Genomic DNA, 12,330 nt, shown 5'->3' with positions numbered 1-12,330 from the left:
CTGATGTATTATGTTTTGGTGAGTCAACAGGTGAGATTACAGTAACTGCTTCAGGTGGTACAGGTACATTACAGTACGCTATTTCTCCTGCATTTGTATATGGTTCGGCTAATGTGTTTACAGGCTTACCTGCAGGTGATTACACAGTAAGAGTAACCGATGGTATAGGTTGTGAGGTTGAGACTGTTACTTTAACGATTACAGAGCCAACAGCTCCGTTAAGTTTAGACAATGCAGCTACTACTGATGAGATATGTTACAATGCAGCTGACGGTACAGTAACTCTTACAATTAGCGGAGGTACAGCACCATACTCTACAAGTATAGATTCTAATAATCCTGCCGACTTTACTCAGGACCAGTTAGTGTACACGGGCTTAACAGCAGGTACACACACTATTTATATGACAGATGCTCATGGTTGTGCTATCACACCGTTTGAAATAACTATTAACGAAGGTGTTGATATGACACCATCGGCTACAGTAGTTGATAACTGTACTAATAATGTACCGGGTAACGAGGTTACAGTTGATGTAACTTCATTACAAACTCTTGATCCGGCAGATTTACAGTACTCTCTTGATGGTACAAACTATCAGGCTTCAAACGTGTTCAACAACTTAGCGCCGGGTAACTATACAGCTTACGTAAGACACGCTAACGGATGTGTACAAACAACTACCTTTACAATTAATGTGCTACAACCGGTAACTGCTTCGGCAGTAGCTACAACCGATGTAGGATGTAAAGGAGAGTCAACAGGTGAGATTACAGTAACTGCTTCAGGTGGTACTGGTACACTACAGTACGCTATTTCACCAGATTATATTTATGGTTCATCAAACGTATTCTCAGGTCTTGCAGCAGGAAGTTATACTGTAATGGTGACCGATGGTATTGGTTGTGAAGTGATACTAAACTCGGTACAGGTAACTGAGCCGGTTAATGCACTTACTTCGACTATAGATGTAGTTACTGATGAAATATGTTTCAATGCTCAGGATGGTACAGTGACTATCTCTGTAACAGGAGGTACACCACCATATTACACAAGCCTTGATTCAAATAATCCGGCAGATTATGCTCAGGATGTGTTTACGTATACAGGTCTTGCAGCAGGTACACATACTATTTATGTGACCGATGATAACGGATGTAGTATTCCGGTTCCGTTAACCTTTGATATTGAACCGGGTGTTAGCATTCAGCCAGTGGTTGAGGTGTACCCAACATGTACTAATAACGTACCGGGTAATGTAGTGTTTGTTTTAACGAATCCGTCTATCAACCCTGCCGACCTAACATACTCGTTAGATGGTGTGGCGTACCAGACAGATAATTATTTTGCAAACCTTACTCCGGGTAACTATACAGCTTACATACAGCATATAAACGGATGTGTACAAATGGTAGACTTTACTATCGATGTTCATCTGCCTATTGTTATTGACAGTGCTGTAGTAACTGCCGATGTGTTATGTTATGGAGATTCAATAGGTGAGATTACGGTAACAGCTTCAGGAGGTACAGGTACATTACTGTATGCTATTTCTTCAGATGCGGGTAACTATACAACAAATAATGTATTTACAGATCTTCCTGCTGGTACATATACTGTAACAGTAAGAGATGATATAGGTTGTGAGACCACAACAGGTAACATAGTAGTTGATGAGCCAACAGCTCCGTTAAGTTTAGACAATGCAGCTACTACTGATGAGGTATGTTACAATGCCGCTGATGGTACAGTAACCCTAACCATTAGTGGAGGTACAGCGCCTTATTCTACAAGTATAGATTCTGATAATGCTGCTGACTTTACTCAGGATCAATTAGTATATACAAACTTAACTGTTGGTACGCATACTATTTATGTGACCGATGCTAACGGATGTTCAATAACACCGGTTAACTTCACTATTAATGAAGGAGCCGATATGACTCCGAGTGCAAGTGTTCTAGACAACTGTACGAACAACGTACCGGGTAATGAGGTTACAATCAGTGTAGCTTCTTCTCAAACACTTGATCCAGCCGATTTAACGTACTCGGTAGATGGTACTACTTATCAGGCGTCAAACGTGTTTAATAACTTAGCACCTGGTAACTACACAGCTTATGTTCAGCATGCTAACGGATGTATAGAAACAACAACATTTACTATTAATACGCTACAGCCTATTACAATAGATACAGAAGCAGTAACTGCCGATGTATCGTGTAAAGGTGAGGCAACAGGTGAGATTACAGTAACCGCTTCAGGTGGTACAGGTACGCTACAGTACGCAATCTCTCCAGATTTTGTTTACGGTTCATCAAATGTGTTCACTAACCTTCCGGCAGGTGATTACACAGTGAGAGTGACCGATGGTATAGGTTGTGAGGTTGAGACTGCTACATTAACGGTAAATGAACCGGTAGACTTCTTAACTTCAGTAATCGATGTTGTAACACCTGAAATATGTTTCAATGCTCAGGATGGTACAGTGACTATCTCTGTAACAGGAGGTACAGCACCGTACTATACAAGCCTTGATTCAAATAACCCTGCTGATTTTGTACAGGATGTGTTCACTTATACAGGTCTTGCAGCAGGTACACACACTATTTATGTTACCGATGCTAACGGATGTAGTATTCCTGTTCCGCTAACCTTTGATGTTGAACCGGGAGCCGATATGACTCCGAGTGCAAGTGTAGTAGACAACTGTACGAATAACGTACCGGGTAATGAGGTTACAATAAGTGTAGCTTCATCACAAACACTTGATCCTGCTGATTTAATATACTCGGTAGATGGTACTACTTATCAGGCATCAAATGTGTTCAACAACTTAGCGCCGGGCAACTACACAGCTTATGTTCAGCATGCTAACGGATGTATAGAAACAACTACATTCACTATTAATACGCTACAGCCTATTACAATAGATACAGAAGCAGTAACTGCCGATGTATCGTGTAAAGGTGAGGCAACGGGTGAGATTACAGTGACTGCTTCAGGCGGTACAGGTACACTACAGTACGCCATCTCTCCAGCCTTTGTTTACGGTTCATCAAACGTGTTCACTAACCTTCCGGCAGGTGATTACACAGTGAGAGTGACCGATGGTATAGGTTGTGAGGTTGAGACTGCTACATTAACGGTAAATGAGCCGGTAGACTTCTTAACTTCAGTAATCGATGTTGTAACACCTGAAATATGTTTCAATGCTCAGGATGGTACAGTTACTATCTCTGTAACAGGAGGTACAGCACCATACTCTACAAGCCTTGATTCAAATAACCCTGCTGATTTTGTTCAGGATGTGTTTACTTACACAGGTCTTGCAGCAGGTACACACACTATCTATGTTACCGATGCTAACGGATGTAGTATTGCTGTTCCGTTAACCTTTGATGTTGAGCCGGGAGCCGATATGACTCCGAGTGCAAGTGTTGTAGACAACTGTACGAATAACGTACCGGGTAATGAAGTTACAATCAGTGTAGCTTCATCACAAACACTTGATCCAGCCGATTTAACGTACTCGGTAGATGGTACTACTTATCAGGCGTCAAACGTGTTCAACAACTTAGCACCGGGTAACTACACAGCTTATGTGCAGCATGCTAACGGATGTATAGAAACAACAACATTCACAATTAATACGCTACAGCCTATTACAATTGATATGGCTACGGTAGTTAATAATGTATTATGTTTTGGTGAAGAGACAGGTGAGGTTATGGTAACTGCTTCAGGTGGTACAGGTACGCTACAGTATGCAATCTCTCCAGACTTTGTTTACGGTTCATCAAATGTATTCACTAATCTTGCAGCAGGTACTTACACAGTAAGAGTGACCGATGGTATAGGTTGTGAGGTTGAAACAGCAACTTTAACAATAACTACGCCGGCAGAAGCTCTTGCAGCAACTTATGTAGCTGTAGATGAAACTTGTATTGGAGATGCAAACGGTTCGGTTACAATTTCTGTAACAGGAGGTACTGCTCCATATTCAACAAGCTTAGATGGTGTAACGTTTGTTCAGGATCAGTTTACTTATACAAATCTTGCAGCAGGTGCTTATACTATTTATGTAACAGATGACAGTGGTTGTACAATAACTCCTATTGATTTTGTAATTCAGCAGGGTATTAACACTCAGCCAAATGTTGATGTTGTGGCAAACTGTATGAATAACATGCCGGGTAATGTAGTAACAATTAATATTGATGCACAATACTTAGGGGATGTTCAGTACTCTGTAGATGGAATTAACTACCAGGCTTCAAATACATTTATAGATATTGTGGCAGGTACACATACGGCTTATGTACAACACATAAACGGATGTATCCAAACGGTCGACTTTGATGTAGAAGACCATCAGCCGGTAAATGCTACGGCAACAGTTACTCAAAATGTAATTTGTTACGGAGACGATACTGGTGAAATTGTAGTTACAGCTACAGGAGGTACAGGTCAGTTAGAATATGCTATCTCTCCTATATATACTTATTCAACAAACAACACCTTCTCTTCACTAATTGCAGGTACATATACCATAAGGGTAAGAGATGAGCTAGGTTGTGTCCAGATAATAAACAATGTTGTTATAACTCAGTCTGAAACTCAGATTATAGCATCTGCCGATTGGACCGGAGAGACTTGTTATAACGCTAACGACGGTAGTATAACGGTAACAGTATCTGGTGGTACTGCGCCATACTCAACAAGCTTAGATGGTGTAACCTTTATCCAGGATCAGTTTACTTATACAAACCTTAACGGCGGTCAGCATGTACTGTTTGTTCAGGATGCGGCAGGATGTCAAATTGTACCTATAGTATTTAATATAGAGCACGGTGTTGTACTTAATCCGGTAGTTGAGGTAACTCCAATTTGTACAAACAACGTATCGTTAAGTATGCTTACGGTTACTAACATTAACCCTGTAATTGTTGATGATGTTATGTACTCTCTTGACGGAGTGAATTATCAGTCATCAAATGTATTTACAGACCTTCCTGACGGAAACTATGTAGTATATGTAATGCACGCTAACGGATGTGTTACTACAAGAAACGTAATGGTTAGACATGAAAAACCAATTCTTGGAGTATTAACAGTTGTAGATGCGCTTTGTAACGGTGAAGATAACGGTACTATTACAGTAAACGGTTCAGGAGGAATAGGAACACTTACTTATGGTATTGCTCCAGACTTTGATATGACCGAAAATAACGTGTTTAACGTTGCAGCAGGTCAATACACAGTGAGAGTACAGGATGAAACAGGATGTTATAAAGAGTATACGGCTACTGTAAATGAGCCTTCGGAAATAATACTTACAGAAGTTGAAGTGTATCCGGAAATTTGTGAGAACGATGATAATGCAGCAATTCTTATTGATATAACAGGTGGTACTGCACCATACTCAACAAGTATGGATATGGACGAACCATTTGAAGTAGGTAAGGATATGTATACAGATCTTGATGGTGGGCAAACCTATACCATTTATGTTAAGGATGCTAACGGATGTGTAGCCTCTATAGATGTATGGATTGATGCACCAATAATGATTAATGCACAACCGGAACTTGTTTACAACTGTGATGAAAATGTACTTACAGTAAACGTTGAGACAGGAGTACAGGGTGCTGTAACTTACTCACTAAACGGAGGTGCTCCTCAAACAAGTAATACGTTCACAAACCTTGTAGATGGTACTTATGTGGTAGATGTGCTTCATGATTCAGGATGTATTGACAGTACTGAACCTGTAACAGTAACTAATACTACTGCACTGATAATGATACTTGCAGAATCTGATATTAATGAGATTACAGCAACAACAACAGGTGGTTCAGGAGGTTATACTTACACTTTAAACGGTGAAGATATGGGAACAGATAACGTGTTTGAGATTTACTCAACAGGAACCTATGTGGTAACTGTAACCGATAACAGAGGCTGTGTAGCCGAGAAATCATTATACTATGAATTTGTAGATATTCTTCTTCCTGATGTTATGTCACCAAATGACGATGGTATTAATGATACATGGGCACCTGGTCATGCAGAAAATTATCCTAACCTTGAGTTCTTTGTATTTGACAGGTATGGTCGTAAACTGGCTACACTTAGACAAGGACAGGAGTGGGATGGTAGATATAACGGACAGGAGTTACCTACTGGAGATTATTGGTATATTGTAAAACTAAATAATCCTGAGGATGACAGGGAGTTTGTCGGACACTTTACTATTTTCAGATAATAAATTCATAAATAGCCATGGCTGCTTTTGCAGCTGTGGCTTGAATTAAATAACAAGGCCAAAATACACACACAATGAAAAAAACTTTTCTCCTAATAACTTTACTACTTACAGCATTTGTAATGCGTGCTCAGGAGTTAACTATACCAACACATACACAGTATCTGGCAGATAACCCTTATATTATATCTCCTGCTTATGCAGGTATTGGTGACCATGTGAAAGTAAGGCTTAACGGACTTACACAATGGGTAGGGATTAAAGATGCCCCGGATATGCAGTCGCTCGCAGCAGATTTAAGGATAGCCGATAATACCGGTATTGGTATGTTTTTATATAATGACCGTAATGGTAATACCAGGCAGTATGGCGGTAAAGTATCTTTTGCACACCATATTATATTAGATAAGTATACAGATCAGTTTCTATCGTTTGGTATTTCATATAACCTTAACCAGTTTAAGGTAGATATCGAAAATATCACAACCCCCGATCCCTCTATAAACAATAACCGTTATGTTGTGAATCACAACTTTGATGTTGCATTATTATATAGAATAGGGGAGTTTTACATTAGTGCTACCGGTGCTAATATATTGAATAAGGATCTTGATATTTTTGCAATACAGGAACCAAACAGGCTTAGAAACTATCAGTTTTATACAGGTTATACGTTTAAAGGAAGTGGTAATTGGGAAGTAGAACCATCTTCATTCGTTCAGTATTTTGAAAGTGACGGAAGATCTACTACAGATATTAACCTTAAATTTCGTTATATGGATGGCGATGACTACTATTGGATAGGCGGTAGCTACCGTTTTCTTAACGATCAGTTAGGAAATCCAATAAATATTGGTCCAATGGTTGGAATTAACGTTTCAAATTTCTATTTTGCCTACTCATATCAGTTAACCACAAATGAGCTTCTTGCTTATAACAGTGGTACACATATGATAACTGTAGGTCTGGATATATTCCAGGGCATCAGTAACTGTCCTTGTACATGGCATTAAACACTGCATCTGTTAATTGTTATGTTTTGGGGGAATAACTAAAAATGCGCTAAGAGAAAAAGAAAAGAAAGCCTAATGTTTCACTTAAAAATCTATGATTATGTATCAGGTTTTATGTTATTCGTTTGGAGCCTTCTTTTTATTAGCATCGGGGAAGCTAATCCTGGCGGGGATAGACAGAAACAATATACGCTTTAGGAGTATAGGTGTTTGTAACCTGTTTATTTCTGTAATCCTGCTTTTTGTAGGGGCTTGTTACCTTTGTTAAGGAAAAAACTGCTTAAAAAACAAAAAGAGCTGCCTTATGGCAGCTCTTTTTGTTTACGTGTTTTCGGTTGTTATATTCAGTATTTTCCTGTATTTTAATAGTTGATGTCTTTTGTTATTATTGGGTTTTAAAAATTATTATATGGCAAAATCTAACCTAGTAAACTTAGATGCATTAATTAAAAGAGAAGATTTTGGGGTCAATGTAGAAGAACAAGAAACTTTTGAAAGTTTTAGTACGATATCTTTAAGAGATTTTACGAAAGGAGCTTTAGTAGGACCTAATTTAAGAAAACCCGATTTTCAAAGAGAAACAAATCATTGGAGACCTGAACAAGTCCTTTCTTTACTCGAAAGCTTTGTTAATGGAGATTTAGTTCCATCTGTGATTTTATGGAAATCTCCAACTTATCTTTTTGTAATTGATGGAGGTCACCGACTTAGTGCACTCAGGGCTTGGGTAGAAGATGACTATGGAGACGGAGCCTTATCTTATGAGTATTTTGGTAGGGATATTTCACCTGAACAAAAGAGGATAGCAGAAAAAACTAGAAGATTGGTTAATAACTCGATAGGTAGTTATAAACAATTAGAATTAAAGAACGACAAAACAGATATACCTGCTGAAGAGAGAAGGAAAATCAGTAAGATGATATCAAGGGGTTTACAAGTGCAATGGGTAAAGGGAGATGCCGACAAAGCAGAGCAATCTTTCTTTAAGATTAATACTCAAGGCACCCCTTTAGATAGTATCGAAGAATTACTTTTGAAAAATCGAAAAAAACCGATACCAATATCTGCCAGGGCAATTATTAGAGCCGGGACAGGGCATAAATATTGGTCCTATTTTTCTATAGAAAAATCGGAAAGTTTAGAAAATATGGCTAAAGATTTTCATAAGACTTTATTTGAACCAGAAATAAAAAGACCAATTAAAACATTGGATTTACCATTGGGGGGATCTAAAGGAGTTAGGACTGCGCTTGATATATTGATTGATTTTATGGTTATATGTAACAAAGACCAACTGGGTCGACCTAATAAAGTTGATGATTATGAGGACGATTATGATGGAGAAGCTACAGTAGGTGTGTTAAGGAAATCCTTAAAATTAGCGAAAAGAATTTCTGGCAACGATTCGGGAAGTTTAGGTTTACACCCAGCGGTTTATTTTTATGGACCAAGTGGAAGGCATTCCAGAGCCATGTTTATGGGGGTTACAGAATTATTATCTAAGAAATTAATTAACAATGATTCCACCTTTTTCGTAAAATTTACACATGCTAGGGAGAAATTAGAAGAAATATTGATTGGGTCTAAGGATTTAATAGCTACTATATTACAGAAGCATTTGAGTCATAAGAGAAATATGATTTTTAGTGAATTACTAAATGAATTAGTGAATAAAATTAATAAGAATGAATTAATTACTGATGCAGATATTGTGAAAATGACTAAACTTGAAGGGAAAATAGTTTTAGGAGAAGTCGGAGGCTCAAATACTGCTTTTAATGATGAAACTAAAAGTAAATCGTTTATTTATACGGCTTTGAAGTCTGCAATGAAGTGTCCTATATGTAAGGGGTATTTGGATCCTGAAAAATCAATATCTTATGATCATATACAAAGGAAAAGCGAAGGAGGAATGGGAGATTCAAGTAATTGTCAGTTAACACACCCTTATTGTAATCAGTCCATTAAAAATTAAAAACAAAAAGAGCTGCCTTATGGCAGCTCTTTTTGTTTTTCTTACAAAGTAATTATTGTTCTTTGCTGTATATAAATATGCCGTCTTCACCAAGGTCTATATAAAGCTTTTTGTCTTTCATATAAAGGTTTGCAGTGTCGCCTGTACCGTCAGCAAAAATTATTTTAAGCTTTTGAGCGTCATCTTCGTTAACTATACTATACACACCTTTTTCTTCATCACCGGGCATGGTTTGTTTTATTTCGTTTCCGTTTACAATCATTTTCATCTGTTTTAGTGCAGCGATTGTAGGTGCCATACTCTCTTTAGCCTGAGCAATAGCTTCCGGCGGAGCCTGTGCCTCAACTTCTTCAGAGAATTTTACATCATCGTTAGCAAGGTCAAAATAAATTCCCTGGCTGCTTAGAACATCTAAACCTACTAAGTTCCATGAACCTTGTAAATCTTTATCAGTTAACTTTTGTGCAAATCCAACAGTTGTAGCCATACAGAAAGCAAGGCATAAGTAAATTAAATTTTTCATAAATGTTTATTTTTCAGCGAATATAATTAAAAATAATCAGTGTGTTATTTTTGTATTTCATAAAAAAGCCCCACTTATCGTGAGGCTCTCTCAAATTACAAAACTAACTCAACTTAACTTATTGTTTGTTTAGTGATCTTAAATAATTACGGGTTTTAATACCACTTTCTTTAAGGTCTTTTTCTTTCCATTCGCCGGTAGAAGATGCTGATTTTTGTAACATACTGCAGGTTTCATCCTTGTCAGATATAGACCATGTTATCCAGCTTAACCCGCGTTCTTCCATCCAGTCAATCCATTGTTGCCATTCATCATAGTTAATAGGTCCGTCACCGCTGGCTTCCATACCTGCGCTTTCAGATATAAATACCGGTAACCCCGATTCTATTGCCTTGTCAGTACGATCTCTTAATTCCTGTTTATGTGTAGCAGCATAAAAGTGAACGGTATACATAAGGTTGTCAAACCCTTTAATAGGATCGGTAGCCGGGAGGTTAATGTCCTGATCCCAGTGGGGGCAACCTACCAGTATAATATTATCAGGATCATTTTTCCTGATAACCTTTATAATCTGTTCGCTATAAGATTTAACGTCAGCCCAGCTTTCATCGTCAGGCTCATTAAATACCTCATAAATTACGTTAGGGTAGTTGCCGTATTTTTTAGAAACCTGTTCAAAAAACAGCTTAGCTTCTTCAAGATTAATGTTGTGGCTATGCCAGTCTATTATTACATAAATATCGTTTGCAATAGCACCTTCAACAACAGCCATTATTTTCTCGGTAGCAAACTGTGGGTTTTGTATATAAGTATCGTTACCAACTTCAATACCCATAGCAGCACGCACTACATTTACCTTCCAGTCATCTTTAAGCCATTTTACAGTCTCCTGATTGTAAAAACGGGGCCAAAAGCTATGCCAGCCAAAACTAACACCTCTCAGTATTACATGTTTGCCTTTTTCATCTGTAAGTTTAGTGCCTTTTACACTTAACTGCCCATGCTTTGAAACCTGTGCAAAAGCTGTAAAGCCAAACAGTAGTAAAAAAGCGATATGTTTTATTCTGTTTGTCATTTTTTATTTTTTAGAAAGCCTAAGTACTACAATGTCATGCGGAGCAACTTTACCTTTAAAGGCTTTTTTAGTGTTACCAGCTTTTTTATGATTCCAAACGTCATAAATATCGTAGGTGGCAGAATCAAAAGATGTTTCTAAATTAAAGATATCGTCTTTAATGGTGTGTTCTTTCCAGTTAAAGTTAATACTCTTGTCGTCTTCGCTTCTGTTAAGGAAAGCAACAGCCCAATCACCATTTTCAAGAGGTTTAACCCATGTTTCAAGTCCGTTATCGTTATTATATCTAAAACCCTGTATTCCCAGTTTGTCCTGATTAATGGCAATCATATCTTTATTGGTAAGTATCTCCAGTGTTTCTTTGCTCATACTCCTAAAGTCGTTACCTGCAATAAGCGGAGAAGCTACCATACACCAAATACTGAAATGCGATTTATCTTCGGTATCGTTCATTTCGTTACCTACTTCCATCATGTCAAAATCATTCCAATGGTCTGGTCCCGAATATTTTCTGATACCTTTTCTCATGTCAACAATTTTCATAAAGCCCCATGAAGACCAGTTTTCAGGGTGTTTGAATTCGCAGTCAAAACAAGGATAAATGTCACCCGATATTCTCCACATGTTACCCAGTGGTTCACCCCATTCCCAAGGTTGATTGTCACCCCATTCGCAAAGGCTGAAAAGAATTGGTCTGCCGGCAGTTTTAAGAGCATTGCTCATTGTAGTATATGCTTCTGTAGCGTTAATACCTTCTGTATTACACCAGTCGTATTTTAAGAAATCAATGCCTAATGAAGCATAGAAACGTGCATCCTGATATTCGTAACCTCTGGTACCCGGGTAGCCTGCACATGTTTTAGTGCCTGCACAGTTGTAAAGCCCGAATTTTAAACCTTTAGAATGAACATAATCTATCAGGGCTTTCATTCCGCTTGGAAATTTTTTTGGATCGGGCACTAAGTTTCCGTTTTCATCTCTTTCGCGTGTCATCCAGCCATCGTCAAGCACTATGTAGGTATATCCGGCATCTCTCATGCCCGATGAAACCATAATATCGGCAGTTTGCTTTACAAGATCTTCATCAATATTGGTAGCAAAGGTGTTCCATGAGTTCCATCCCATTGGCGGAGTCATGGCAAGTCCCTCAAATTTTGTAGGTTCCTGTTTGTAAACATTTCCCTGAGCAAAAGCCGTTGCACTTAGTGCCAAACTTAAAATGCTGTAAATAATTTTTTTCATTCTTAAAGTTTTATGCGAGGTTGTACTATATATTAATTATGCGGTTTATTTTGCTTACGCATTTGTTATTTGTTGTGGTTTGCCACATTTGAGACCAATATTATTTAATATTCCTTTAGAAAAAGGGGAGACTATATAACCTGTACTGTATGGTTTTATTGCTGGCTATAAATGATTAAAACATTCCCTGATTTATAATCAGGGAATGTTTCACAAAAAACAAAATTGCAATG

The 12,330-nt window shown here is 38.0% G+C and carries 7 protein-coding genes; 4 read left to right on the top strand and 3 right to left on the bottom strand.

The features are described 5' to 3' along the window. The 4 genes from GN157_RS01730 to GN157_RS01715 form a co-directional block, all read left to right on the top strand. The coding region (locus tag GN157_RS01730) for a T9SS type B sorting domain-containing protein (RefSeq protein WP_157481405.1) at nucleotides 1-6,269 on the top strand (6,269 nt) is incomplete at its 5' end. A gap of 74 nt (nucleotides 6,270-6,343) precedes the next feature. Further along, nucleotides 6,344-7,282: a PorP/SprF family type IX secretion system membrane protein gene (locus tag GN157_RS01725; protein ID WP_157481404.1), complete on the top strand. Its 939-nt coding sequence runs from the start codon at nucleotides 6,344-6,346 to the stop codon at nucleotides 7,280-7,282. Nucleotides 7,283-7,382: 100 nt separating this feature from the next. Next, nucleotides 7,383-7,550 carry a hypothetical protein gene (locus GN157_RS01720; protein WP_157481403.1) on the top strand — a complete coding sequence of 56 codons (168 nt, stop codon included), beginning with the start codon at nucleotides 7,383-7,385 and terminating at the stop codon, nucleotides 7,548-7,550. A 141-nt stretch (nucleotides 7,551-7,691) separates the two neighbouring features. Continuing rightward, the gene (locus tag GN157_RS01715) at nucleotides 7,692-9,257 is read left to right on the top strand and encodes a GmrSD restriction endonuclease domain-containing protein (protein ID WP_157481402.1); all 1,566 of its coding nucleotides are present in this window, start codon (nucleotides 7,692-7,694) and stop codon (nucleotides 9,255-9,257) included. 52 nt (nucleotides 9,258-9,309) lie between these two features. Here the strand turns inward: GN157_RS01715 and GN157_RS01710 are convergent, their stop codons facing one another. The 3 genes from GN157_RS01710 to GN157_RS01700 all read right to left on the bottom strand — a co-directional run bounded on the left by GN157_RS01710 (nucleotide 9,310) and on the right by GN157_RS01700 (nucleotide 12,097). Continuing rightward, nucleotides 9,310-9,780 carry a hypothetical protein gene (locus tag GN157_RS01710; protein WP_157481401.1) on the bottom strand — a complete coding sequence of 157 codons (471 nt, stop codon included), beginning with the start codon at nucleotides 9,778-9,780 and terminating at the stop codon, nucleotides 9,310-9,312. 118 nt (nucleotides 9,781-9,898) lie between these two features. Next, nucleotides 9,899-10,855: a glycoside hydrolase family 5 protein gene (locus tag GN157_RS01705; protein ID WP_157481400.1), complete on the bottom strand. Its 957-nt coding sequence runs from the start codon at nucleotides 10,853-10,855 to the stop codon at nucleotides 9,899-9,901. Nucleotides 10,856-10,858: 3 nt separating this feature from the next. Then, on the bottom strand, nucleotides 10,859-12,097 hold the full coding sequence (locus tag GN157_RS01700; RefSeq protein WP_157481399.1) for a glycoside hydrolase family 27 protein: 1,239 nt from the start codon (nucleotides 12,095-12,097) through the stop codon (nucleotides 10,859-10,861). Nucleotides 12,098-12,330: the final 233 nt, after the last annotated feature.

Origin of the sequence: Flavobacterium rakeshii, assembly GCF_009741375.1 — a bacterium.
Classification (GTDB): domain Bacteria; phylum Bacteroidota; class Bacteroidia; order Flavobacteriales; family Flavobacteriaceae; genus Flavobacterium; species Flavobacterium rakeshii.
Note: the sequence above shows the minus strand (reverse complement) of the source record. Positions and strands in the feature narration are given on the sequence as shown.

Excerpts from the sequence above, each read along its gene's own strand:
- GN157_RS01705 (WP_157481400.1), bottom strand. The coding sequence starts at position 10,855 with ATGACAAACAGAATAAAACATATCGCTTTTTTACTACTGTTTGGCTTT.
- GN157_RS01710 (WP_157481401.1), bottom strand. The coding sequence starts at position 9,780 with ATGAAAAATTTAATTTACTTATGCCTTGCTTTCTGTATGGCTACAACT.
- GN157_RS01720 (WP_157481403.1), top strand. The coding sequence starts at position 7,383 with ATGTATCAGGTTTTATGTTATTCGTTTGGAGCCTTCTTTTTATTAGCA.
- GN157_RS01715 (WP_157481402.1), top strand. The coding sequence starts at position 7,692 with ATGGCAAAATCTAACCTAGTAAACTTAGATGCATTAATTAAAAGAGAA.
- GN157_RS01700 (WP_157481399.1), bottom strand. The coding sequence starts at position 12,097 with ATGAAAAAAATTATTTACAGCATTTTAAGTTTGGCACTAAGTGCAACG.
- GN157_RS01725 (WP_157481404.1), top strand. The coding sequence starts at position 6,344 with ATGAAAAAAACTTTTCTCCTAATAACTTTACTACTTACAGCATTTGTA.